At 47.7% G+C, this 25,939-nt stretch carries 20 protein-coding genes and 1 tRNA gene; 4 read left to right on the forward strand and 17 right to left on the reverse strand.

From position 1 onward, the window contains the following. Positions 1 to 55: 55 nt before the first annotated feature. Both KD145_RS28055 and KD145_RS28060 read left to right on the forward strand, forming a co-directional pair. On the forward strand, positions 56 to 4,078 hold the full coding sequence (locus KD145_RS28055) for an RHS repeat domain-containing protein (RefSeq protein WP_212003116.1): 4,023 nt from the start codon (positions 56 to 58) through the stop codon (positions 4,076 to 4,078). A gap of 2 nt (positions 4,079 to 4,080) precedes the next feature. Beyond that, complete coding sequence (locus tag KD145_RS28060) at positions 4,081 to 4,515, forward strand: hypothetical protein (protein ID WP_212003117.1); 435 nt, start codon at positions 4,081 to 4,083, stop codon at positions 4,513 to 4,515. A 121-nt stretch (positions 4,516 to 4,636) separates the two neighbouring features. On the opposite strand, the gene KD145_RS28065 is transcribed toward KD145_RS28060, so the two are convergent. From KD145_RS28065 to KD145_RS28115, 11 genes are all read right to left on the reverse strand, one after another. Next, positions 4,637 to 5,242, reverse strand: a complete 606-nt coding sequence (locus KD145_RS28065; protein WP_249219597.1) for a redoxin family protein — start codon at positions 5,240 to 5,242, stop codon at positions 4,637 to 4,639. Between the two features lie 133 nt (positions 5,243 to 5,375). Further along, the gene (locus KD145_RS28070; protein ID WP_212003118.1) at positions 5,376 to 6,338 is read right to left on the reverse strand and encodes a YihY/virulence factor BrkB family protein; all 963 of its coding nucleotides are present in this window, start codon (positions 6,336 to 6,338) and stop codon (positions 5,376 to 5,378) included. 106 nt (positions 6,339 to 6,444) lie between these two features. Beyond that, positions 6,445 to 7,488, reverse strand: a complete 1,044-nt coding sequence (mltG, locus tag KD145_RS28075) for an endolytic transglycosylase MltG (RefSeq protein ID WP_212003119.1) — start codon at positions 7,486 to 7,488, stop codon at positions 6,445 to 6,447. A 73-nt stretch (positions 7,489 to 7,561) separates the two neighbouring features. Beyond that, positions 7,562 to 7,933: a preprotein translocase subunit SecG gene (gene secG, locus KD145_RS28080; RefSeq protein WP_212003120.1), complete on the reverse strand. Its 372-nt coding sequence runs from the start codon at positions 7,931 to 7,933 to the stop codon at positions 7,562 to 7,564. Between the two features lie 5 nt (positions 7,934 to 7,938). Further along, positions 7,939 to 9,252 (reverse strand): hypothetical protein, encoded by a 1,314-nt coding sequence (locus KD145_RS28085; RefSeq protein ID WP_212003121.1) that lies wholly within the window; start codon positions 9,250 to 9,252, stop codon positions 7,939 to 7,941. A 115-nt stretch (positions 9,253 to 9,367) separates the two neighbouring features. Beyond that, positions 9,368 to 9,889 (reverse strand): LPS assembly lipoprotein LptE, encoded by a 522-nt coding sequence (gene lptE, locus KD145_RS28090; protein ID WP_212003122.1) that lies wholly within the window; start codon positions 9,887 to 9,889, stop codon positions 9,368 to 9,370. A 16-nt stretch (positions 9,890 to 9,905) separates the two neighbouring features. Further along, positions 9,906 to 11,153, reverse strand: coding sequence for a sigma-54-dependent Fis family transcriptional regulator (locus KD145_RS28095; protein ID WP_212003123.1), 1,248 nt, complete (start codon positions 11,151 to 11,153; stop codon positions 9,906 to 9,908). 54 nt (positions 11,154 to 11,207) lie between these two features. Further along, positions 11,208 to 12,620, reverse strand: a complete 1,413-nt coding sequence (gene miaB / locus KD145_RS28100) for a tRNA (N6-isopentenyl adenosine(37)-C2)-methylthiotransferase MiaB (protein ID WP_212003124.1) — start codon at positions 12,618 to 12,620, stop codon at positions 11,208 to 11,210. Positions 12,621 to 12,767: 147 nt separating this feature from the next. Further along, positions 12,768 to 13,265, reverse strand: a complete 498-nt coding sequence (locus KD145_RS28105) for a hypothetical protein (RefSeq protein ID WP_212003125.1) — start codon at positions 13,263 to 13,265, stop codon at positions 12,768 to 12,770. A gap of 78 nt (positions 13,266 to 13,343) precedes the next feature. Then, on the reverse strand, positions 13,344 to 14,123 hold the full coding sequence (locus KD145_RS28110) for a (Fe-S)-binding protein (protein ID WP_212003126.1): 780 nt from the start codon (positions 14,121 to 14,123) through the stop codon (positions 13,344 to 13,346). A 27-nt stretch (positions 14,124 to 14,150) separates the two neighbouring features. Next, a complete protein-coding gene (locus KD145_RS28115; protein WP_212003127.1) occupies positions 14,151 to 15,473 on the reverse strand; it encodes a (Fe-S)-binding protein in 1,323 nt (440 codons plus the stop codon). Positions 15,474 to 15,582: 109 nt separating this feature from the next. On the opposite strand from KD145_RS28115, the gene KD145_RS28120 reads away from it, so the two are divergent. After that, positions 15,583 to 16,080 carry a phosphoribosyltransferase family protein gene (locus tag KD145_RS28120; protein WP_113614481.1) on the forward strand — a complete coding sequence of 166 codons (498 nt, stop codon included), beginning with the start codon at positions 15,583 to 15,585 and terminating at the stop codon, positions 16,078 to 16,080. A 6-nt stretch (positions 16,081 to 16,086) separates the two neighbouring features. On the opposite strand, the gene KD145_RS28125 is transcribed toward KD145_RS28120, so the two are convergent. After that, on the reverse strand, positions 16,087 to 16,866 hold the full coding sequence (locus KD145_RS28125; protein WP_212003128.1) for a DUF2279 domain-containing protein: 780 nt from the start codon (positions 16,864 to 16,866) through the stop codon (positions 16,087 to 16,089). Between the two features lie 224 nt (positions 16,867 to 17,090). Further along, positions 17,091 to 18,815 carry a phospho-sugar mutase gene (locus tag KD145_RS28130; protein WP_212003129.1) on the reverse strand — a complete coding sequence of 575 codons (1,725 nt, stop codon included), beginning with the start codon at positions 18,813 to 18,815 and terminating at the stop codon, positions 17,091 to 17,093. A gap of 124 nt (positions 18,816 to 18,939) precedes the next feature. Here KD145_RS28130 and KD145_RS28135 point away from each other — a divergent pair, with 124 nt between their 5' ends. Next, a complete protein-coding gene (locus KD145_RS28135; protein WP_212003130.1) occupies positions 18,940 to 19,593 on the forward strand; it encodes a protein-L-isoaspartate(D-aspartate) O-methyltransferase in 654 nt (217 codons plus the stop codon). A gap of 102 nt (positions 19,594 to 19,695) precedes the next feature. On the opposite strand, the gene KD145_RS28140 is transcribed toward KD145_RS28135, so the two are convergent. From KD145_RS28140 to KD145_RS28155, 4 genes are all read right to left on the reverse strand, one after another. After that, positions 19,696 to 22,176, reverse strand: a complete 2,481-nt coding sequence (locus tag KD145_RS28140; RefSeq protein ID WP_212003131.1) for a TonB-dependent receptor — start codon at positions 22,174 to 22,176, stop codon at positions 19,696 to 19,698. A gap of 164 nt (positions 22,177 to 22,340) precedes the next feature. After that, entirely contained in the window at positions 22,341 to 24,923 is a 2,583-nt protein-coding gene (locus KD145_RS28145; protein ID WP_212003132.1) for an outer membrane beta-barrel family protein, read from the reverse strand. Positions 24,924 to 25,144: 221 nt separating this feature from the next. After that, complete coding sequence (locus tag KD145_RS28150) at positions 25,145 to 25,702, reverse strand: DUF445 domain-containing protein (RefSeq protein WP_212003133.1); 558 nt, start codon at positions 25,700 to 25,702, stop codon at positions 25,145 to 25,147. 119 nt (positions 25,703 to 25,821) lie between these two features. Next, positions 25,822 to 25,895: transfer RNA gene (locus tag KD145_RS28155), tRNA-His, on the reverse strand. Between the last annotated feature and the right edge of the window lie 44 nt (positions 25,896 to 25,939).

Genomic DNA, 25,939 nt, shown 5'->3' on the forward strand with positions numbered 1-25,939 from the left:
GTACATAATACGTTAATAACAATGCTTCGTGTTTTCATTAGTTTTAAATGAACCTATGAATAATAGAATAACGAAATGCCTTAAGGTGAATTATATTGTGCAGATCATTATACTGTTACTATTAAATATAGCAACAACTGCACAGGTAATTACCAGTACCGGGAAAATCATCCTGCCGGACGTCGGTAATACAAAAGTTATCAACAGCGGTGAGAATATAACCTACAGAAGCGCTACAGAAATTGAGCTTCAGCCGGAACTTACTATCGAAAACGGAGCCACGGTAATCTTTGAAATAGGAGATGTGGCTCCACCTGTGGATAAAAGTTATCTTAACTGGAGGTTGGCCAGAGTATTTGGTGCCAATGGTTCCATCACCTCTGAATCAAAGGCGTTCTACGATAACTTTGGTGCACCCACACAGGCCCTGACCAGAAATATTACGAACAGCCAGGTATTAGGCAGCCAGATCATTTATGATTATCTGGGAAGACCGGTTATTAAAACATTACAGGCTCCGATTGGCAGTACCTTGTTGGATTATAAAAAGGACTTTGTACAGGGAGCATCAGGGAACATATATAACCCGGCTAACTTCGATGACGCAAAGCTGAATAATCCGGACCCACTGGGAAATACAGTTCCTGGTACATTAGGCTGGTATTATAGTAATAATAATACGCAGGAACGGTTTGTTGCTGCCTCCGGCTACCCTTATACAAGAGTTGATTTTTATAATGACGGAACAGGAGAGGCCAAGAGAAATGCTGGTGTGGGCGAGGTTTTGATGATCAATAGCGGGCATGAATCCAGAGGTTACTCCAGCCCTGTTGCAAATGAGCTCGAACATTATCTGGGTATACGTAATAAATTTTTTACCACCGCTGAACTGGGTGAATTGCCTTCCGTAAAATTGGTAGCGCCTGCCCAATTATCCATAGTACAGAATCCCAATGGACAGGAGCAAATCAATATCTCAGACGGAGAGGGTAAAGTATTAATGAGCGCACGTCCGGGGAATGATCTGGTGGTAAAAAATACCTTTGAGTTTTCGACGTCCGGCATTTATTACTTCAAACTGTTTCAGCCAACTGCGGTTAGCTACAACGCCGATTATGTGATGACTTTGTTTGACATGAGCGGTAATGAACAAGCCATCGCATTCCCTAATGGTGGGATATTGCCAGCAGGGTACTATAAGGCAGTCAGTGGTAATAAAACAGGGGCGGGAACTTTGCCACCATCAGTTTCCTATAATATCGGTTTTACGGATATCAGTTATATCTATTATAACCAGCTGGGACAAACAGTTGCTACCATTGCCCCCGAAGGGGTAAAGAAACTGGTTGGCGCAGGTATTAATAATTATGCACAGCGTTCTCAGATTCCTTTCATGACCCAGTATGAATACAATATGAAGGGGCAGATGGTGAGTAGTACCAATTTTGAATCAGGAACGAAGGAGATCGTATATACATCCAAAGGGAAAATGCGTTTCTCCCAGAATTCACTGCAACGTAATGAAGGTAAATACAACTATTTCAATTATGATGCGCTGGGAAGAATCGTTGAATATGGAGAGTTCACTCCGGCAGCAAATGGTATTGCCTTTAGTAAAACAGGTATGCCTAACGTGGAAGACAGGACTGCAGCTGGTAACCTTGGAAATGGCACACGGAGCCAATGGGTGAAAACAACTTTTGATATGCCTGTGGCTACAGGAATAGCTGGCTATACACAAGATGATATTTACCTGAATAGAAATATTTCCTTTACTGAAAATGAAAGTGGTGCCAAAACCTGGTTCAATTATGATGAACAGGGCCTGGTAATCTGGGAAGTCCTGGAAATTCCCGGACTAGGAAAAAAGACAGTTGATTTCGTCTATAATGGCAACGGAAAAGTAAAGGAAAAAATCTACCAGAAAAATATAGCAGGGGAGACCTTTGTACACTTTTTTGAATTAGATCCGGACCAACGCCTGAGTGCTGTATACACGAATACTACCTATGATGCCGCTACTAAGAAGTTGCAGGCTAAATACCAGTATTATCCGCATGGCCCGCTGAAGAGGATCGAAATAGGTGGCAATGTTCAGGGAATTGACCTGACTTATACTATTGAAGGTGCGCTGAAAACAATCAATAACAGTAATAAAGACGGAGATCCCGGACAGGATGGCATTTCAGGGACTAATGCAGCATTTGCAAAAGATGCTTTTGGGATGAACCTGGAATACTACTCAGGTGATTATACCAGAAGTAATACAAATATTTCCGGTATTCAGGTGGATGGTACGCTGGCCCCTGACCGGTTTAACGGAGAGGCAAAAGCCATGAGTTGGTATAGCCGTAAACCGTCATCTATACTGGCAACACAGGGTGTCGCAATGGAAAACCCTGTTATGTATGCATATAAATACAACAACAGGAGTCAACTTGAAAATGCAGTGTGGGGCACACCCTCTTTTAATGGCACTCCGACGTTTACAGCGTCTTCCCTGTTTAATGAAAAGATCCTAAGCTATGATGCCAATGGTAATATCAATGGCTTACAGCGTACCAATGCAACCGGTATACTGGAGGATAACTTTACCTATAATTATATTAGCAATACAAACAGACTGCAGAATGTTGTAAATGGTGCGTCTGTCTATGATAGCTATACCTATGATGCCATTGGGCGTGTATCCAGTGAAAGCATTGCAGGTGGACCTGCACGTTATTACAAATATAATGTTGGCGGAAAAGTACTGGGTATATATACAGATGCAGGATTCCAGCAACCGAGGGTTACTTTTACCTACAACGAACGCGGACAACGTATTATTAAGAAAGATTGGGTCAACAATACCAGTACTTATTATGTCGTTGACATGAATGGTAAGCCACTGGCTACCTATATGCAAACTGGCGCAGCTACGCCTGTAGAAGAAGAATTACCGGTATATGGTGATACCAGAATCGGTTTGCTGCGCAAAAGTAGTGGTATCTATGAGTATGAACTTCAGGACCATCTGGGCAATGTACGCGCGGTTATTGACGGTAACAGAAATATTAAGAGCTATTCAGACTACTATCCGTTTGGCATGATTGCCCGTGATGGTGGAAGCAAAGATTACCGGTATGGCTATCAGGGTCAGAACAGTGAATTTGACCCGGAAACAAAGCTGAATGCCTTTGATTTAAGACTCTATGATGCAAGGATAGGTCGCTGGTTAACGATAGATCCTGAATCCCAATACTATTCTCCTTATCTTGCGATGGGAAATAATCCTGTTTGCAGGACGGATAACACAGGGGGAGCAGACAATGGCCCGGGTGATCAGTGGGTGAATCCGTGGAAAGGAAACTGGCTGAAACCAGTGGACGTTACCGCAAAAAGAGGTGATACGTATAAGGGCTTCCCTCGTACCTATTATGATAATGCACACAAAGACTACTACCGTGGTAGCTGGAGAGCATTCCAGGATGCTGTTCGTTCCCAGAAAAAATCCTTTGATTTTATCCAGGGCCCGTTTGCAACGCTGGTAACAACTGCGCCAGGGTTTATAGGTGGTGGACAGGCAGCCATTGGACAACGGATACTTATTCAAAGAGCGGAAGCCAGTACAACAACTGCACTGATTACGACTACGGCATCAGAAACAGCTGCAGCTACATTAACCGCATCTGAAGCAGCGGCAGTTACGGCAGAAGCCCCTATTATCACGGGAGCCGCAAAATACGTGTTCCCAAGTGGGGATGAATTACTGAATTTGGGAATAGCCCAGGGAAAGGAAATACTAGGCGGTTACGTGTTGTTAGGAGTGTCACGGGCGGTAGTGAATGAAACATATTACGTTGCTGTGCTCTCTCTGGGAAAAGTGGAAGGTGCTGTGTTAACAAGTACTGCTGTGGAAACTCTTCTTCCTGCTTTTGAACGAGAAGGGATCGCTTTAGGTGCAAAGAGAATAATTATTTATGGCGCTGCTGTACACAACGAGGCTATAGCTAGTCCGAGAGCCTGGAGGCTATTAACAGACTATTGGTTTATTGGAAGGATGGAGGAAGGCATTTTAGTAACAAAATCATTATAAATATGCTAAAGAGAAGTGTGTTGAAATCAGTTTTTAAACGGCATGGAGCAGAAGGTCCATTTACCCGACTGGTGAATGATCAGAAGGATGTGGTTGATGTATTGGCGTCATTTAATATATCACTTGAAGAAAATGAAGAAGCAATAATCTGGTATCAGGAGGAAGCGCGCTTTCTGCTGGTGACAGATAAACAATTGATTTTTCAAAACAGCTTTAACAACCATGAACGCATGGTGCTGGACCTGACGCAAATCAGAGAGGTAAACTATGTCATCGCAGAGCAGCCAAGGGTCAAACCCAGCATGTTTACGGTGTTGGAAATAATTGATTTCGATGGTAAAAGGGATCTGCTGGAAATGGAGCCTGCTCCTGTTTTTACTGGCATTTTCCAATTGTTATGGGCGGTGATCAGGACGAATATCGCTAGCAAGTCATAGCATAAAAAGACCTGCTTTATAGAAATGCCCCCAAAGGTTATACACTTTGGGGGCATTTTTTACGAGTTTTGGAGAGTTGGCAGAGAGATGGCTTTTTGAAATAAGTTATGTATAAATCATATTACCGGTTTCTTTTGATATTACATCCCAGGCTATTGGAAGTACTGACAGTAACCGATTTGCCGGCAACGGTTTCTGAAATGGCGTTGTGCAGTAATTGTACTTTGACCGTTTCTGCATTGCCTGGACTATCGTCGATAGCTCCTTTATAAACGAGGCGGTTTTTTTTATCAAACAGATAACATTCGGGTGTATGGTTGGCGTCGAAGGCATCGGCCAGTTCGGCGTTTTTATCCAGGATATAAAAGCATTGAAAGGATTGTGCGGAGGCATAGGTTTTCATGGAAATGAGAGACTCTTCCTCTGCACGGTTAGCTTCGTTGGAGTTGACCATTACCACGCCGATATTGTTGTTATGGGCGAAGGAACAGATGTTGCGCAGACGATCCTGATTGCGCAACATATAGGGACAGCGGTTGGCCCCAAAGATCACCAGGAGTCCATTGGCTCCTTTAGCACTGTTCAGGGAAATCTCTTTTCCGGAAATATCCATCCATTTATTTTCAGGTTTAGGTAAAGGGGCACCTGGTTCAAGCTGGCCTTCACTTATCGGATGGAAGGAGGCAAGCAGGAATGTGCAGGTCAGGTAGAGAGCGGACTTCATCATAGTTTATGGATTTCGTGTCCAGAATAAATATAAAAAATGCGACAGTAATTTACTGGCGGGGCGCACAGTAAATCAACAGAAAGATATAATAAAAAAGTATAAAATAAAAAAAACCTTAGTTCAGGAAAGGTTGTTAGTTAACCAGCTGTTTATCAGCTTTTTGTTCATGTCTGGCATCACTCAGGGCATGAATGCTGGCATTTAGTTCGAAGCCGACGAGGAGGATAAAGGAGTTAAAGAAGATCCAGAGCATGAGGATAAGGATCGTACCGATAGAGCCATAGATTTTGTTGTAGTTGCCGAAGTTGTTCACAAACCAGGAAAAGCCGATGGTGACCAGTATCATACAGGTAGTGGCCACGGTAGCGCCGGCGGTAATGAACTTCCACTTTTTGGTGGTGGCAGCGCCGATCCGGTATAATACGGCGTTGATGGAGTAAAACAGCATGATGATCAGTACCCAGCGGGCAATATCGATCAGGCGGAGCAGGGATGTATTCTGAACGCCTATCAGGTTGAAAAGCCAGCGCATGGTGGCACCTTGAGCGATGATCAGCGCTACTGTCACGAGCAGGAGCACTACCAGGATGAGGGTGAGCTGGAGGGCGATAAGGCGGTTCTGCCACCATTTCCGTTTGCGGAAGCCGGCGTTCTGGATTTTTGAAAAAGAACGTAGGATGCCCATCACACCATTGGATGAATAAAAGAAGCCCATGAGGAAAGCCACAGACAGCAGACCATTGCGATGCGTATAGAGAAAGTCGTGGATCATCTCCCGGACGATCATGTAGGTGTTGTAGTTGGGCGTCAGGTCCTGGGCCAGGTCATAGAGGGTAGGTTCTATGTTTTTTACCGGCACATAAGGCACCAGGGTAAACAGGAAGATAAAAAAAGGAGGGATGGCCAGCAGGAAGTTGAAGGAGATGGCTCTGGCCCTGTCTCCCAGTCCTCTGGCCTTGGTCTCCTGCCCGAAGTATTTGAGCACATCATACAGAGGCAGCCCTTCAAACCCTGGGAGGACGAGGGTTTTACTCCTGTTTACCAACCAGCGGTAGGGGCGTGAACGAAAGATGATGTTTTCGGGTTTGAAGGCCAATATTTCGATTTTTTGATTTTTGATTTTTTGATTTCGAAATTTTGGGAAGATGTTCACTAAACCCCAAAATCAAAAGATCAAAAATCAAAAATGATATTCCATGCTTTTAGAAGCCTCTTTTATTCAGCTCAGCCTGATATTTTCTTGCATTTACCAGGTGTTCCGCATAGGTAGCTGCAAAAGCATGGTAGCCCGAGAAGTCGGATCTGGCGCAAAAGTACAAATAATCTGTTTCCGGTGTATTTAATACTGCGTCCATTGTTTTTTTCATGGGTGTGCAGATGGGGCCGGGTGGCAGACCGTTATAACGGTAAGTGTTATACGGAGAATCGTACTGGGTATGTCCTTCGCGTATTCTTTTCAAGCCGAAGTCCTGGAGGGCGAATTTCACCGTTGGATCTGCCTGCAGGCGCATGCCTTTGCGGAAGCGGTTGAGGTATACGCTGGCAATCAGTGATTTTTCATCGGCTTTATTGGATTCTTCATCTACAATAGAGGCGAGTACGGTTACCTGTACAGGTGTCAGGCCAAGGGCGCTGGCTTTGTTTTTACGGGCTTCTGTCCAGAACTCTTCTCTTTCCTTTTCCAGTTTTTTGAAGACGGTTTCCGCATTGGTGTTCCAGTAAAACTCGTACGTGTTGGGCACAACGGCGCACATAGCACTATTAGTGTCGAGATTGAACTGGCGGAGATATACCTGGTCATTGAGCAGGGCGCGGAGCGCATTGGAATCGGCTTCCAGGTTGGTACTGACTTTTTTGATCAGATCATCCTTGGTGCGGAGTTTATTGATGACGAGTGTTATGGGGGATTGTTTACCGGAGCGGAGCATTTTCGCGATGGTAAAGTTGCTCATGCCATGGCTGATTTTATAGCGGCCTGCTTTTACGCGGGAAGGGTATCCCAGTTCTTTTGCAACCCAGTCGAAGCTGCTGCGGTTGCGTACAATTCCCTGATCTTCCAGTCCGTCGAGCACATCGCGGTAGGTGCTGCCGGTGCGTACGTAGAAATATTTGGAATCGCCGAAGGCTTTGGTATTAGGACCGAACACGCGGTAGGATATGTATACAAGGAAGCCGGCGAGCAGACAGCCAGCTATTAACAGGCTGCGTTTAAGCCATACGTTGGTAGGTTTTCGTTTTTTCGCCATTCGTGACCTGTAATTATTAAAAAAACCTCGCTTTTAACGGCGAGGTTTAATGAAATATTATTCAGCATTAAGATTATTTAGTAGGTGCCGGTGCTGGAGCCGGTGCCGGAGTGTTGTTGGACGGCGTAGTTGGCAGCGGAGCGGTTTGGGCCGGAGCGATAGGCTGGCCACCACCTGCTCTTTCAACAGCAGTAGGAGCACTGTTAGATACTTTGGAAGTTTTCCCGATAAAGAAAGGAGCTGTCAGACACAGCACCGCAATGATTGTAGCGAGAATCCAGGTACCTTTTTCCAAAACGTCAGTAGTCTGACGCACCCCGATCACCTGATTGCCAATACCGCCAAAAGAACCGGACAGACCGCCTCCTTTAGGGTTCTGGATCAGCACGAAAAAGCCCAGCAGCACACAGGCTAATATGATCAGGATACCAAAAATGATTAACATAAATATTACTGTTTACTTTTATCTATTAGAGATTTTAGTTCTTGTATCTTCTGCGCAAAATAAGCGTTTTTGTCGGGATTAAGCAAACTTAATTTTTGATAAATCCTGATGGCTTGCTGATATTGATGTTGGCGTACCCAGATTTCAGCCAGCGTTTCCGACACAATATCATTGTTGAAAGTGATGGAGTTCATCGCCATTTTCTCCACTGTTTCAGAAACTTCCGGTTCTTCGGTTTCCTCATAGAGGCGGTGCAGCTGCTGGTTGAACCAGTCTTTACTGGACCTGCCGGTGAAGTTGTCTTTTATCTGCCGCAGCCAGGAAGTGAAGCTTTTCATTTCCGCTTCGCCCTGTTCACTGAGTTCATCTGCCAGTTCCGGATCCTTCAACCGTTTATAGGCGAAGTAATCATCCGTATATAAAGGTTGGAATGTAAGAGTTGTTTCTTCTGCCGGTATCTCCAAAGGGAAGATTTTAATCGGCAGTTGACCTTCCGTAGTATCCGTATGATTGTCTGTATGGTCCGGAACGGCCGTTGTGTGATGGGCTGTTTCCGGTACTGCCAGCATGTCAGCAGTTGCCGTGGTGTCCCGTTGCAATATCGCTTCCGCTTCGGCCAGCACCTTGTCTGTATCATCATCTGCAGCAGCTGTTTCGTTGGGGAAGGTGGTCTCCGGCGCTGATCCTGCAGCAGTATTGGAACTCTCCGGCAAAGTGTCGTCCGGGATAACGGGTGCTATCCTTTCTTCCACTTCTCCCAGTTCCGGCAACGGTGCCGTGGTAATAGGTTCCTCGGGCTGGGGGAATGGTACGGTTTCGTCCGGAATAACCGGAATGGCCGCTTCTTCCTCTTCCTGGCCCTCTGGTAAAGTGTCGTCCGGGATAACAGGGGCTATCCTTTCTTCCACTTCTTCCAGTTCCGGTAATGGAGCTGTGGTAATGGGTTCTTCGGGCTGGGAGACAGGAACAACCGGTTCTTCCGCTTCCTCTTCTTGTGGCTCCGGTGGAGCTGTATCAACAATTGCTTCCGGTAAGCTGTCTTCCGGAATAACGGGTACTATCCGTTCTTCTACCTGTTCCAGTATGGGTTCGTGCGTTACGATATGATAAAAATGATGAGGCTGACCGCTGTACAACATGGCCTTTTTGACAGCTGTTTCATGGAGGTTACTGTGCTGGTGGTACACCTTTCTGGCGAGCAACAGCCTGGCTGCAGCGAAATAAGGGTATTCCGCCACCAGTTTTTCCATGGCTGCAACATCTACCTGTTTCAGACCAGGCTGCAAATAGATATGCGCGATGATGGAGTTTGCGATCATGATCCTCTAATGTAATAAAATTTGATTATTTAGAGATTTGATTATTTGAATATTTGACGATAAATTATGTTAATCCATTTCCATCGTCAAATATTCAGATAACACTCAAATCATCTTACCAGTTTGCAAATGCCCTGTTGAAGATATCGTCCACAATACCGGGGATAATGTTATTGTCCAGCAGATTGTTCTCTACAGAGGTAGGGAGCTGAGTGGCAGGGAAGTCGGCTGAACGGGTAAAGGACTGGGTAAATCCTTTTTTATCACCAATACGTTTGATAAACGTGATATTAATGGTTACGTTCAAACGGGAAGTGGCGGCCTTGTCAACATTGGTAACGGCGGCATTGGAAAAGGAATAGCCGGTGATAGCGCCTCTGAATTCGTAATCTGCACGGGGCTCGTTGTCGCCTACCTGTGTCAGCCTGGTCTGGGAGGTAACCTTATCACGCAGTTTCTGTGTGACTTTCTGGCTGAGCGTAGGGTTGGTGATAGGTGCCCTGTTTTCTATAAAGCGTACATTCACGGTACTGGCGCCCTGATCTATACTGGCGCCGGTGGTGGAATAATGTACACTGCAACCACCCAGTAGGGCGATGATGGCCAGGGTGATGAATGTTCTGATGCTAGTGGTCATGCTGCTGTTAATTCGTTTATTCGGCAATGTTATATTCTTTTAGTTTGCGGTAGAGCGTTCTTTCAGAAATACCCAGGTCGAGGGCGGCATCTTTACGTTTGCCTTTGTGTTTCTTCAGTGCTTTTACGATCAGTTCTTTTTCCTTGTCGGCAATAGAAAGGGTTTCTTCCACTTCCTCATGATGATCGATTTTGTTATCCGGCAGAATAATGGGTTGCGGGTTGTTGATACCAGGTGCCGGCATGGTCATTTCACTGCTGGCAGGGTAGCTGTGCAGCACATGATTTTCCGGATGATGGTATTCCTGCGAATGCGCCATATTTGGATTCTGGAGAATGTCGAAGAACATTTTTTTGACCTCCGTTACATCTTTTTTCATGTCGAAGAAAAGTTTGTAGAGGAGATCTCTTTCGCTGGCGAAATCGTTGGCAGCGCCAGGTGTTTGCTGCGGTGCGGCGAGCATCGGCAGGCGGTTCACTTCCGGTATTTCGGGAAGAAACCGTTTCAGATCGTTGGAAGTAACCAGCTTGTCGGATGACAGCACAGAGATCTGTTCCGCAATATTTTTCAGTTCACGCACATTACCACGCCAGGGATAGTTGACCAGCACCTGACGGGCTTCTTCATCCAGCTGTATCGACGGTGTTTTATATTTCTCTGAAAAGTCTACAGAGAATTTACGGAACAGCAGCGGGATGTCTTCTTTCCTGTCGCGCAGCGCCGGGACCCTGATAGGAACGGTATTGAGACGGTAGTACAGGTCTTCCCTGAACTTACCGTGCTGGGTACGTTCCAGCAGATCGCGGTTGGTAGCAGCGATTACGCGCACGTCTGTTTTCTGTACTTTGGAAGAGCCTACGCGGATATATTCGCCGGTTTCCAGTACGCGCAGCAGGCGTGCTTGTGTGCCTAGCGGCATTTCCCCGATCTCATCGAGGAAGATGGTGCCGCCGTTGACGGTTTCGAAATAACCTTTACGGCTGTCTACTGCGCCGGTGAAGGAGCCTTTTTCGTGTCCGAACAGTTCGGAGTCGATGGTACCTTCGGGAATAGCGCCGCAGTTGACCGCAATAAAGGGATTATGTTTACGTGCACTCAGTGCATGAATGATCTGCGAAAAAACTTCTTTACCTACGCCACTTTCCCCGTTAATGAGTACGGTGAGGTCTGTATTGGCCACCTGAGCGGCCACCTGCAGCGCGTAGTTCAATGCGGGACTGTTTCCGATAATGCCAAACCTGTTTTTGATAGCCTGTATGTCCATAAGTGGTTACCCGATTGTTTAATGGTCCAAAAATAAGCAGGCAGCAGCGGGTGGCTACTGTACTGCCTTTCCTATAAGTGTTCCGGATGTACAGCTGTCTACCTTCACCATTACATATTCGCCCTTTTTGAAGTTCTCACGTGGGAACACCACCACCTTGTTCTGGTCATTACGGCCAAAGAGGTGTTCATCAGAGCGTTTGGAGGTGCCTTCTACCAGCACTTTGAAGGTTTTGCCGACATCGTTTTTCATATTGATTTCTGCCTGCTGGCGGTGTAATTCTACTACTTCCGCGAGCCTTCTTTTTTTGACATCTTCCGGGATATCGTCCTGGTAGCGGCGTGCGGCCAGGGTACCGGGGCGTTCGGAGTAGAAGTACATGTATGCCAGATCGTAAAAGGCAAACCGCATAATGTCAAGGGTTTGCTGGTGGTCTTCTTCCGTTTCGGTGCAGAATCCGGTGATGACGTCGGTGGAGAGGCCGCAGTCGGGGAGTATTTCACGGATACGTTCCACCTTTTTCATATACCATTCGCGGGTATAGGTGCGGTTCATCAGCTGCAGTACACGGTTGCTGCCGCTTTGTACAGGCAGGTGTATATAGTTGCAGATGTTCTCATACTTCGCCATGATGAAGAGCACTTCATCCGTGATGTCTTTCGGATGGGAGGTGCTGAAACGCACCCGCAGCAGCGGGTTGATGAGGGCTACTCTTTCAAGCAGCTGGGCAAATGTAACGGTTTCGCTGTCATCAGCGCTGGTCCAGTAGTAGGAGTCTACGTTCTGGCCAAGGAGCGTTACTTCCCGGTAACCGTTGTCAAACAGCTCAGCAGCTTCTCTCACGATGGAATGCGCGTCGCGGCTGCGTTCGCGGCCACGGGTGAAAGGCACCACGCAGAAGGTGCACATATTATTACAGCCCCGCATGATAGACACAAAAGAGGTAACCCCGTTGTTGTCCAGCCTAACCGGACTGATATCACCATAGGTCTCTTCTCTGCTCAGGAGCACGTTCACCGACTTCTGGCCTGTTCCTGCTTCCGTAATCAGGGAGGGGAGGCTGCGGTAGGCGTCAGGACCTACCACCATATCTACCAGCTTCTCTTCTTCCAGCAGCTTGCTTTTCAGCCTTTCAGCCATACAGCCCAGCACACCTATCAGCAGCCCGGGCGTACTCTTTTTGAGCCGGTTGAACTCGGTCAGACGCTTACGCACTGTCAGTTCTGCTTTTTCCCGGATAGAACAAGTATTGACCAGGATGAGATTGGCCTCCTCTATATTGCGGGTGGCGCCAAAACCTTCCTGGTTGAGTATGGATGCAACGATCTCACTGTCATTGAAATTCATCGCACAACCATAGCTTTCTATATAGAATTTTTTACTATATGATTGGTTCTCAGTCGCTTCAGGAGCAAGAGCTTCTCCCTGGCGGCTTTCATCATGCACTTTGGTAACCTGATCCAGCATTCCTAACAAAATTTTGGAGAGCAAAAATAAGCATTAAAACGGAAAAAATGACAGAATGTCACGCAACCAGGTAATGCGACAAAGACGCAAAGATGTCAACATCCCTGCGTCTTTGCTGCTTTACTTTTTATCGTTGCGGAAAACGTGTTACGCAATCTTAGCGCTCAGCCAGCTTTCCTTCAGTGGGACCAGCCATTTGTTATCCAGGTCGGCCTTTGTGAGCACGGTATTGTTGAGATAAAGGGTGTTTTCGTCGATAAAACCTTTTTCGAGGGCATAAGACAACTGGGCCATCGGGAGCAGCTGTACTTTATCTTTTACAATAAATCCGAGCAGCAACCGGTCAAACATGTTCACATTATACTGCCTTTCAATGCTTTTGATGATACGTACAGAGCTGTCTGTACTGCAACCGCTGACGGTTGTATCCGTTTCGTCTGCGATCAGTATCACCACATGGTTCAGCATCACCCTGCCCCATCCTTTGACAGGGGCACCATGAGCGTTCCATTGTTCGGTGAACTGCAGCAGCTGTTCATTGATCTCCAACACCTCCTGCTCATTGAATGGCCTGTTGCTCTGATATATCCACACCCTGGAAGCCGGCGAAAATCCGGTAGGGAAGTTTAGTTCTTTCGTATTCATGTTGCAAAGTTAAATCAATTACCTGTTACGATCGGCACCCGGATGATGAGGGTTGCCAGACCGCAACGCTATTGTATCTTATTCCATATTCATAGCGATTAGTTCCGCGATGTCCAGCACTTTTACCTCGTCTTCCTTGCCGGTTTCCTTTACACCATCGGTGAGCATGGTCATACAGAAGGGGCAGTTGGCAGCGATAACAGCCGCGCCGGTATCTACGGCTTCCCGGCCTCTTTCGAAATTAATGCGGATGTTGCCTTTTTCTTCTTCCTTAAACATTTGTGCACCACCGGCACCACAACACAGCCCTTTACTGCGGCAGCGTTTCATTTCCACCAGTTCTGCATCGAGGGTTTCCAGCACTTTGCGGGGGGCCTCATAAATATTATTGCCTCTGCCCAGGTAGCAGGAGTCGTGATAGGTGATTTTTTTGCCTTTAAAGGCACCGCCTTCCTTCATCCTGATTTTTCCTTCATCGATCAGTGATTGCAGGAAAGTGGTGTGGTGGATGACTTCATAGTTGCCTCCCAGTGCTGGATATTCATTTTTAAGAATGTTAAAGCAGTGGGGGCAGGCAGTCACTATTTTTTTGACGCCGTACATATTGAGCAGCTGGATATTATTCTGCGCCATCATCTGAAAGATGAATTCATTGCCGGCTCTTCTGGCGGGGTCGCCGGTACAGCTTTCCTCTTTGCCGAGGATGGCAAACTGTACACCTGTTTTATCCAGGATGGTGGCAAATGCTTTGGTGATCTTTTGCGCGCGCTGATCGAAGCTGCCGGCACAACCTACCCAAAAGAGTATTTCCGGTGTTTCCCCATTGGCGGCATATGTTGCCATAGTCTTTATCTGCATAGCTGTTCGCTTTTAGCTTTTGTCTGTTTATTGATTCATTTCTTCGGCCCATTTGTCGCGGTCATCCATGCTGAACTTCCAGGGGGCCATATTATTTTCTATGTTGCTGAACATACCGGTCCATTCGGCGGGTGCGCTGGATTCTTCCATTACCAGGTGGCGGCGCAGCTGGAGGATGATATCGAGCGGGCTGATACTCACGGGACATTCCTGTACGCAGGCGTTGCAGGTGGTGCAGGCACGCAGCTCTTCTTCGGTGATGTAGTTGCGCAGCAATGTTTTGCCGTCGTCTGTGAAAGTGCCGTTGGTATTGATGTTACGGCCTACTTCCTCGAGACGGTCGCGGGTGTCCATCACGATTTTACGGGGAGACAGTGTTTTTCCGGTCAGGTTGGCCGGGCAGGCAGCGCTGCATCGTCCGCATTCGGTGCAGGAGTAGGCGTCCAGCAGGTTTTTCCAGGAGAGGTCAAACACATCTTTGGCGCCGAATTTAGGGATGCCTTCGGGGGCTGGTTCGCTGGCAGCCAGTTCAGGCTGCAGCATCAGCTGTACTTCCCGTTGAACGGCCGGCATATTTTCCATCTCACCCATAGGCTCCAGACTGGCAAAATAGGCATTAGGAAATGCCAGTATGATATGCAGGTGTTTGGAGTAGGGAAGATAGTTGAGGAAGGCCAACACGCCCAATATGTGCAGCCACCAGCCACCACGCTCCAGTCCCATCAGTGTGCTGTCGGACAGTCCGCTGAACAGGGGGGCAAGGCTTCCGGTGATCAGGAAAGGGCCGGTGGTAACATAGTGTGCGCTGCCTCTCAGCTGCATCTGCTGATCCGAAGTGTTCATCGTGAGAAACAGCAGCATCAGCACGATCTCTGTAATAAGGATGTAGTTGGCGTCCGAACGCGGCCATCCGTCCAGATCTTTGGCCATAAAGCGGCGGAGCTTCAGGATATTTCTGCGTATCAGGAAGATGGCACATCCCAGGATCACCAGTACGGCCAGCACTTCAAAAGCACCGATCAGTACAGGATAAAGTGCTCCCAATACGGAAACGAATAAACGATGGGTACCCAGTATCCCATCGAGGATGATCTCCAGAATCTCCAGATTGATGATAATAAAACCGGCATACACGAAAAAGTGCAGCACGGCCACCAACGGGTTACGGAACATTTTTTTCTGGCCGAAGGCCAGTAACAGGACGTTTTTCCAACGCAGATCAGGGTGGTCATTGAGGTCTTCATCGCGCCCCAGCAGGATATTCCGCCTTATCTGGCGCACCTTCGTGGAAAATAGGTATACTGCCACACTAAAGGCAATAATAAACAGCAACTCTTGTACTATTCGCATTATCTTGGATTTGACTCCCTAATTTATGTTTTTTTTAGCTCTCCGCTTTTAGCGGGGAAATTTTTATCAAAAGCATCTTCCTACAAACGAACTTCTTATTTTTGTGACTATGGAAAGCAGGAACATTATTCTTACACAGGATATCATCCAAAAGAAAATCGAGCGCATCGCTTATGAGATCTATGAGCTGAACAGCGATGGCACAGAAATCATTCTGGCCGGCATCTGGGACAGAGGCGTTATTGTGGCCAGAAAGATAGCAGCTGTGCTCGAACAGATTTCTCCGTTGAAAACACGGATCATATCCCTGCACCTGGACAAACAACATCCGGGAGAAGTAAAGGTTTCTGAAGACATTGATTTTAATGATAAGGTAGTAGTGGTGGTAGATGATGTGGCCAATTCCGGCCGTACCATGCTGTATGCGCTGAAGCCGCTGCTGGCCTATCTCCCTCAGAAAATCCAGACTGCCGTGCTGGTTGACCGCAGACACAAATCATTTCCTTTATCAGTCGATTTCGTAGGTTATTCCCTGGCTACCACCTTACAGGAAATGGTATTGGTGGAGATGAGCGGCGAACAGATCATATCTGCCTACCTGAAATAGTATCCCTTAAAAATATATTGCATGCAGCTTTACCTTGCCCAGTGAATTGATCTCCAGGGTAGGGGCAGGAAATTTCATCATATTCAATACCTGAAATAATACCCTGACACTTTTTTTACGGCTGCGTATTCGGGTGAAGTCGATATCCGGTGAGAGATAGAACTGCCGGATACGGGGGATACTGCTATAATCGTATTTTACGCCATGTGCGTCTGTCCATGTGTTGTCGCGGCCGCCGTACATTCCGTCTGCCCCATATCCTACTGCTATATTGAGCCAGCGGGGCAGCCAGGTGTTTTTATTGAAAGCGTACAGGTTGACAGAGGCCCAATAGGTTTGGGCATTATAATCCTTCAGCGCCCTGGCCGGGAAAGACCGTCCAAAAAGCTGTCTGGCTTTTTCATCCAGTATGCCTTCCGGATAAGTGGCAGGATGTGTTGAAAATTTAAGCTGGATACGCTGTTCATCCCAGGCCAGTTCCTGGCTGATGAGCAGGGCAGATCCGATGGCATTGGCGCCCATATCACTCCAGGAGAAGCCCCATTCTTCCGAAAAGCCGTCCAGTACCTCTATTACAGACTGATAGGTGAAGCCGCTAAGGCCACCGATCCATATCTGCTGTTTGCGCGGAAGTCCCGACCAGCGCCACAATTCGCGGCTGTATTTTCCTTCGAAGTAAGCACTGAATATATGTCCGGCCTTATCCATCTGGTTCCATTCGCCGGCATCGTTGAAGAAGTGAAAGGAGGAGCGGGGATAACCTTTGTACCAGGCATTGTTGAGCACGGCCAGCCCGCTGCCATAGATGGCTGCGGTAGCACCGGAGAGTATCCAGACCCTTTCCCTGATGGTGGTATCTGGCAGGGAGAAAAAGGAGGCCTTTTGCTGTGCCGGTGCATGCAGGGTGATCAGCAGGAGAAGAATGATACCCGTCGGGACCCTTCTCCTGTGCAGGAGAAGGGTTGTCAGGGCAGTATTCTTTTTTTCAGGTATGATAAAAAGGTATTTTATTATTTCAGGTGCATATCGGCGATGATACCTTCGATCTTTTTATCGAGATCGGCTGTTACGGCATCAAAGCTGGCAACGCCATTGAGCGGCGCATTAACGCTGAAGTAAAATTTGATCTTGGGTTCGGTACCGGAGGGACGGGCAGATATTTTGCTGCCGTCGGCCAGCACAAACTGCAGCACATTGGATTTGGGCAGATCCAGCGCTTTTATTTCACCTGTTTTGATGTCTTTTATCTGTTGCAGCTGGTAATCGTACAGGGTCACTACGGGAGAACCGTTGATGGTAGCAGGTGGGTTTTCGCGGTAGCCGCGCATCATCTCTGCTATTTCATCTGCTCCTTTCATCCCTTTTTTGGTGATGGAGATCAGGTGTTCCATATAGTAGCCGTACTGCATGTATATGTTGACCAGCAGTTCGAACAGGGATTTACCCTGGCTGCGTGCATAGGCCGCCATTTCACAGATCATGGCCACAGAGGAAACTGCGTCTTTATCACGGATGTTGTTACCGATCATATAGCCGTAAGACTCTTCACCGCCACATACAAAGGTTTCGTTGGGTTCTTTGCGGTGGATGAGGTCTGCGATCCATTTAAAACCGGTGAGGGTATTGTAGCAGTTGATATCGTTTTGAGCGGCAAATACATCGATCAGGTCGGAGGTTACCACGGTTTTGGCGATAAAGTCGCTGGGGCGCTGTAAGCCTTTACGACGGCGGCCTTCCACGATGTAGTTGAACAGCAGTACGCCGGTCTGGTTACCGTTGAGCAGTACCCACTGACCTTTCAGGTCTTTAACGGCAATGCCTACACGGTCAGCGTCGGGGTCGGTACCCAGGAGGATATCAGCGTCGAGTTCTTTGGCCTTTTTAAGGCCCAGGTTCATGGCTTCAGACTCTTCGGGGTTAGGATACACAACGGTGGGGAAGTTACCGTCGGGTGTAGACTGTTCTTCCACAATGTTGACATTGGTGAAGCCGAAGCGCTGCAGTATTTCCGGTACCATGGTGATACCGGTGCCATGGATAGGCGTATAAACGATTTTAAGGTCGTGCTGTTGTTTGATGATATCGGGATTGATAGACAGGCTTTGCAGTTCCCTGAGGTAGGCTTCGTCTACTTCTTTACCGATGAGGGTGATATTGGCTTCTCCGCCGCTCCATTTCACATCATCAGGAGAGGAAATGTTTTCCACTTCCCGGATTACATTTTTATCGTGGGGAGGAACCAGCTGAGCCCCATCGTTCCAGTAGGCTTTGTAGCCGTTGTATTCTTTGGGGTTGTGAGAGGCGGTGAGTACCACGCCGCCCTGGCATTGCAGATGGCGGATGGTGAAAGAGAGCTCCGGCGTTGGGCGGAGGCTTTCAAACAGAAACACCTTAATGCCGTTGGCGGCAAATACATTAGCCACCGTTTCCGCAAAAAAGCGGGAATTGTTGCGGCTGTCATGGGCGATGGCTACCTTCACTTCTCCGCTAAAGGTCTGTTTCAGGTAGTTGGCAAAGCCCTGGGTGGCCATCCCAACAGTATATTTGTTCATACGGTTGGTACCTACGCCCATAATTCCCCTTAATCCACCAGTACCAAACTCGAGATTACGATAAAAAGCATCATTGAGGTCATCGGGGTTACCTTCCTGCATCTTTTTCAGCGTGGCCACTGTTTCGGCGTCATAGTTACCGTTAAGCCATTGCGATACTCTGTTTTGAATATTTATATCCATAATCGTGTTCTTTTTCCGGGCTGGATGCCCAAATGGAGTGTAAAGTAAAAATAAAAAAACGAATGTGGGAAATTCCGGCAAGGCAAATTCATTGAAAATCGTAGGTATTGGTTAATTTTGCATTATGAGGCGGTATGAAGATACTTATAAACAAAAAGGATTACGCAAGCAGCTAGTTGATAGTATCCGTCAGAAAGGTATTACAGATGAAAATGTGTTGGCGGCTATTAACACCATCCCCCGGCACTTTTTCCTTGATACGGCTTTCGAGAGCATTGCATATGATGACAGAGCCTTCCCTATCGGAGAAGGACAAACGATTTCACAGCCTTATACGGTGGCCTATCAGACCCAGCTGCTTGAACCCAGGCCGTACGAGAAAATATTGGAAATTGGTACTGGCAGTGGCTACCAGGCCTGTGTCCTGGCAGAGCTGAAGATGAACGTGTTTACCATCGAACGCCAGAAGCGGCTGTTCGACGAGGTGAAAGCCTTTCCTTTCAAAAGTAAATATCCCAACTTGCGCCTCTTCTATGGTGATGGTTATGAAGGATTACCTTCCTATGCCCCCTTCGATAAGGTGCTGGTGACTGCCGCCGCTCCGCATATCCCCGAAAAGCTGTTACAACAGCTGAAAATCGGTGGCAAAATGGTGATCCCTGTGGGAGGCCAGGAAGTACAGCGGATGCTACGCATCACCAAAATAAGCGACACGGAAACTGAACAGGAACTGTTTGATAACTTTTCCTTTGTGCCGATGCTCGCGGGCAAACAGTAACTGTGTGCATGTGATGTCAATGATGTGCCTGATGGGCGGATATATAGCGAAAGCCCCTGTTGATCAATTGTCAGCAGGGGCTTCGCGTTTTATGTTAGTTGATTACAATCTTCCTTTTTCTTTAGGTTTTTCCTCTTCCTTCTCTTCCGGTTTCTCTTCTTCTTCGGGCTGCACTTTCTTTTTCTTAAACAGATTAGGGTCCATTTTACCAAAGCGGTACCGCACATTAATACGGATGAAACGGGTGGCACGCTTGCGCTCATAGTCCTGAATAAACACCGGTGTTTCATAATGGGAACTATACTGCTGGGTATTCAGTAGGTCTGAAATATTAAGGGCGATTACCAGCGCCTTGTTTTTCAGCACTTCCTTCCTTACACCCAGGTCTATGCCGTTCATGGCCCGGAAGGTGCCCTGCGGCTGTATCCGCGGCGAACGGTAATGACCACTCAACTCGATACTGTACCGGGAAGGCAGGCGGAACTGTGTGTTGGCGTTGAGACCATAGCTGAAGTTTTCATTGCTGACAGTAACACTGGTGAGTTTGTTATATTCCAGGTTCAGGTTGGCATTCACCTTCCACCATTTAAACAGATTAAGGCTGTATGATACATTGCCCCCGATATTTTGCTGGGTGGCGAGGTTCATGGGTTTGGTAGTAGTGATGCCGGTAACAGTGTCCAGGGTACTGATACGGTCTATATTGTCGTTGGTTTGCGCATAGTAGGTACTGGTGCTGAAATAGTTGTTGGACTTGGGATAATAGACGGAATAACTCATTTCAAACTTATGCGACAACGCCGGTTTCAGCTCCGGATTGCCAATACGGATGTTCTGGGGATCGGAGTTGTTGAAATAAGGCAGCAGCTGATCGAAGTTGGGTCGGTCTATACGGGTAGAATAGTTGAATACCAGGCTCTGGTTCTGGTTTTTAGGCATATTGTATTTGAGGAACACGCTGGGAAACAGGTTGAAGAATTTGTTGTCTACCGTTGTGTCCCGGGTAAAGGAATAACCTTTGAGATAGGACTGTTCGGCCCTGATACCTATCTGGTAACCCAGATTGCCAATGGCATTGGCAAAATTGAGGTAGCCTGCATGGATATCTTCTTCGTAATCGTACTGGTTAGACAGCTGGTTACTTTTTTTGAATGTCTGGAGGTCCCAGTTGTAGAGCATGGCCGTATAGTCGTTACTGATATGTCGCAGGGTGCTTTTGACGCCGGCTTCCAGCTTGCCTTTTTTGCCGAAGGGCATGGTATAGTCTGACTGAATGTTCCAGAAACGGTTGCCGTTTTTGCCGGTATTCTGCTGCCAGTTGGGATTGGCGAGCGTATCGATACCAGCTTTGCGGTACTGGGTGCGGTAGTCGCTGTTGCTGGCGGAGCGGTTGCCACTGTAGCTGACATAGGCGGTCAGCTCCTGGTTGGGCTTTTTGAAAGTATGTTTGTAGTTCAGGCTGGTATTGTTGTTATAGCCATCGTTGCGGCTGGTATTGTTGCGGTTGCCGTCGCGGATGCTTTCGCGGTTTTCATTGAGATAATTCAGGAAAATGTTGTCTTCATTTTTGCCGAAATTATGGTTGATGCCTTCCGCGATGGTGAAGGTATTGTGGTCGTCGAGGAAGTAGTCGAAGCCGAAGCGGCCGCCGTTGTTGCCGTTGCTGTTGTTGTTACGGCTGTCCTGGGAGAAGAAGGTGGTATGGCTGCTATCGGGAACGAGGTTTTGGCGGAAGCTGTAACCGCTGCCGCCGATGGATTCGTAGCGGCCGTTGTAGTTGCCGAAGAAGTTGAAGCGGCGCATACGCAGGCTGGCGTTGGCACTACCGTTGACCTGCCCGCGGGTGGCCACGCCGGCATTAAACATCACGTTGTAGCCGATAGCCTTATCTTTTTTCAGGACGATATTGATAATGCCTCCGCCGCCCTGGGCTTCGAATTTGGCGGAAGGGTTGTTGATCACCTCCACGCGGTCGATACTTTCTGCCGGAATCATCTGCAGGGCTGTTTTAGCATCACCAAAAGGAGAGGGTTTGCCATCTACATAGATAGTGACGCTTTTGCCGCGAAGGGTTACATTGTCGTCTATGTCTACATCTACGCTGGGTATGTTTTTGAGAATATCGGTACCGGTACCGCCTTCTGCATTGATCATGCTGCCGGCATCAAACACCTGCCGGTCTATCTGCATGGAGAAGGCTGGTTTTTCCGCTTTTATCTCTACCGCATTCAGCACTTTACCGGCTGCCTGCAGGCGCAGGGTGCCGGCAAAAGCATTTTTACCGGCTGTCACCCGGATGGCTTTCTCCAGTTTGTCATAGCCCATAAAAGTGATACGGAGCACATATATGCCCGGTGTTACACTGTTGAAGGCGAAGGTGCCGGCTGGTGTGGTGTACATACCGGTAACCATGGAGGAATCGGTTTGCTGCAGTAATACCACGGAGGCATATTCCACGGGTTTCCCGCTTACTGCATCCGCTACTTTACCGGTTACTTTCACAGGAGTGGATTCCGGCGTTTGTGCGTTCAGGTTAGACAAGGCGAGGCAAAGCAGGGCTGCCCCTGAAAGAAATCTTAGCATCCGTAATGTTAGCATCCGTTAAATCTGGCTGATCTGCTATAAAAGTAACAGACACACTTTAAAATGTTCTCTAATTGGGATGAATGGTCTATTCAAAAAGATAGCCGGCAGTGCGCATTAGCGCTTGCTGCCGGCCTGGTTTTGCATTCACCTTCTTTTATACGTTAGAAACTCTGCATAGGGTCGCCCATCTGCATGTCGTTGTTGTTTTGTGATTTTTTCTTTTTAAACAGGGCTGTGTCAAACTTACCAAAGCGGTAGCTGAAGTTGAGTTTCAGGATACGGGATTCTCTTTTACGGATATAATCCTGTGTAAAAGCCGGTGTTACCTGGTTCAACTCATACTGCCGGGTGTTGAAAACATCAGACAGGCTCAGGGTGAGCGATGCTGCTTTGTTTTTCAGGAAGTCTTTGCGGACAGCTACATCTACCGTGCTGAAACCTTTGATGGTGCCTTGTGAGGAGCTGGGTATCATCATGAAACCACCGCCTCCGCCACCACGGCCACCACCGCCGCCGCCACCGCCGGAAGAAGGCAGTGCAATGGTAGGTGCCTGATAAGTACCACTGATCTGTACAGTGAAATTGGCAGGCAGTTTTGTTTCTGAATTGATCTTCGCCAGCCAGCTGAAACCACTGTTGTTGAAGTGCTGATCTTTGGTGCTGACTTTCATATCAGTCTGGTACAGGTTCACGTTGGACGTGAGGTCCCATCCTTTTACCACCTGGTTTTTCATCGTGATCTCGGCACCATAGGAGTTGCTTCTGTTGGCGTTGATAAACTGCGTCAGCAGTGTGTCAGCACCGATAGGCGTGGTAATGGTGGAGATCATATTGTTGGTATTGCGGAAATAAACGCTGGCGAGGAGGTTGCTGTTTTTCCAGTTTTTCACGTAGGAAAACTCCATGCTGTTGGTATACTCCGGCTTCAGGTTAGGATTGCCTTCCCGCTGGTTTTGCGGATCGCTGTAGTCGCGATAGGGAATCAGCTGGAAGAAGTTGGGCCTGTTTACCCGGCGGGAATAGTTGAGCTGCAGCTCCTGATCTTTCTTCAGTTTCTGGGAGAGGTATATGCTGGGAAAGAAACCGGGAACAGCTTTGGTGGGCTTGTAATGGATGCCCTGGTTTTCTCCGGCATATACGTATTGTTCGATACGCAGACCGGCCTGGTAGCCGAAATTGCCCATGGTATTGGAGAAATTGGCATAGCCGGCGTAAATCTCTTCGTTGTATTTGTAGCTGGTAGACAGCACGGTGTTAGGCACCATCACATTGTTGAGGGTGTCTTTATCGAATACCTCATAATCGCTGGTGTAGTCGCGCAGCGTGACTTTAGCACCGGCTTCCAGTTTACCGTTTTTACCTACCGGATTGGTGTAATCAGTTTGTATGGTGATGAAAGTGGTTTTGCCGGCGGTATTGTTGGTCTGGAACATAGGCTGCCCTAATGCAATACCCTGGGGATTCAGGGCCTGGGTGAGGTAATCACCGTTACGGTTGTTGGAGCTTCTGTTGTAGTTTAAATCGGCAGACCATTCTTTGTTGGGTTTGGCATAAGTATGCTTAAAACCCAGCGCGGTAGTATAGTTGCGGAAGCCGAACTTGTTGTTGTTCTGACGGTCGCTTTTACCGGTGATGTTATGATGTGTGTCAGAAAAAGTGCTGAGCAGGTCTTCATAGTTGTTGAAGTTGCCTGCTACAATGTTTTGTGACAGGGAGATGGTATTACGATTGTCCAGGGAGTAGTCGAGACCGAAGCGGCCGAACTGGAACAGCGGTTTGCTTTTGCTGTTGCTGTTTTGCAGCAGGTAGTTGGTGTCGGCCACGGTGCCGCTTCTGAAGTTGCTGCGGGAGGTGGTGCCTTCGCCCCAGGTTTGATTGGCGTTGATGTTGTAGTTGGCGAATACATTGAATTTACCCTGGCGGATGTTGATATTGCCACCGCCGTTGTATTTGTTGCCGGTACCGATACCACCTTGTATGGAGCCGTTGAAGCCGGCTTTTTTGTTTTTCTTGAGTACAATGTTGAGGATACCGGACATGCCTTCCGCATCGTATCGTGCGGAGGGATTGGTGACGAGTTCCACACTTTCGATGGCGTCTGCGGGGATCTGGTCGAGGGTGAGGGTAGAGGGTTTGCCGTCTACAAAGATGTTGGGTGCCGCATTGCGTACGCTGACGTTGCCGTCGAGGTCCACATTGACGGAAGGAATATTTTTCAGTACGTCGGTGGCGGTGCCGCCTACGCTGGTGAGGTTACGGTCTACGTTGAACACCTTTTTGTCGATGCCCATGGTAAAGGCGCTTTTCTGACCGGTTATTTCCACACTCTGCAGTGTTTTCACGTTGGGCTGCATTTTAATGTTGCCCAGGTCCTGTTCGGTGGTCTGTGGTGTGATGGTCACTTTTTTCTGTAGTGCGGTATAGCCCATAAAATTGATGCGGACAATTAAAGGGCCGAAAGGGAGACCTTCCAGGTTAAACTCACCATTTGTTTTGGTGAGCATGCCGGTTACCACGGAGGAGTCACGTTGCCGCAGCAGGGCTACGGAAGCGTAAGGAATGGGTTTGCCACTGGAAGCATCGATGAGTTTACCGTAAAGTCTGCCTATCTGCGGCATATCAGGCCGGTTTTTCCCATTGGGCGCGTTTTGCGCTGCTGATGGTCTTCCGTTTGCGGGAGCCTGGGCAAAGGTCTGTATTTGCCACATTAAAAAGCCTGCAAGAAACAGGTAGCGTTTTTTCATCCTCGTGTTTTTTTCTCCGGACTCTGTGTCAGATTACAGCAAAAGTATCGGGGAGTGAGGGTGAATGGTCGGATATTGTGATGAGTGGATTTTTTCCCGCAGGAAATCATAAAAAAGACCCGTAGAAGGTCTTAACAGTAGTTAACAGAAACGTTGATGCATGTGATGATGCAGATGTTCCTGATGTGTTTTTAGATTGTTTTTGTGATGATAGCAGCGGTTTAGCGGCAACACATGGCAGCAACAGCCACAATGCCACTAACAAGTCCTGTAAAGGCCCCCAGGAGCTTAAACATGCGCATTTCGCGGTGAAGGAACTGCTGACTGATGGCCTGCAGTTGTTCGGAGGATATGCTGCTTATTTTGTCAGATATCATTTTTTCGAGATCGAGATCTTTTTCTACGTTATCCAGGTATTGGTTGATCATGACCGGGAAGAGGGTATCCAGTTCGGCTACCAGGTGTGATTTGATCTGGTTCACGATGCTGTCGCCGATGAACATGGAGAGTACGGGCATGGCTTTGGGCAGTTTTTCCCGGAGGAAGGTATCGAGATGTGCTTCCACCAGCGGAATAATGCTTTTGATTTTTTCGGGGTCGGTGAGTTTGGTTTTGAGTGTTTCGAAGGAAAAGAGCTGATTACCGGCGAAGGCACCCAGCTTATTGGCCAGTTCCTGTTTTTTGGCCGGCAGGATACGGCGGAAAAGAATATTAACGGCGATTGTATTAATGAGCCAGCCCAGGAAAGCAGTTACAATGGGAATAAAGATGATATACATTGATGAGGAATGTTTTATGATGGCGCTAAGATAGTTAGCCTGCTCGAATTTTAGTGTAAGGAATTGAGAATGATAAAAACGAAAAAAGGCTTCTGTTTAAGAAGCCTTTTTCATTTTCGGGTGGATGAGGGGTCTCGAACCCCCGACCCTCAGAACCACAATCTGATGCTCTAACCAACTGAGCTACAACCACCGTTTGTGTCCCTTCAGCGTGTGTTATTTCGTTGTTGGGAGTGC

Origin of the sequence: Chitinophaga sp. HK235 (assembly GCF_018255755.1) — a bacterium.
GTDB lineage: Bacteria > Bacteroidota > Bacteroidia > Chitinophagales > Chitinophagaceae > Chitinophaga.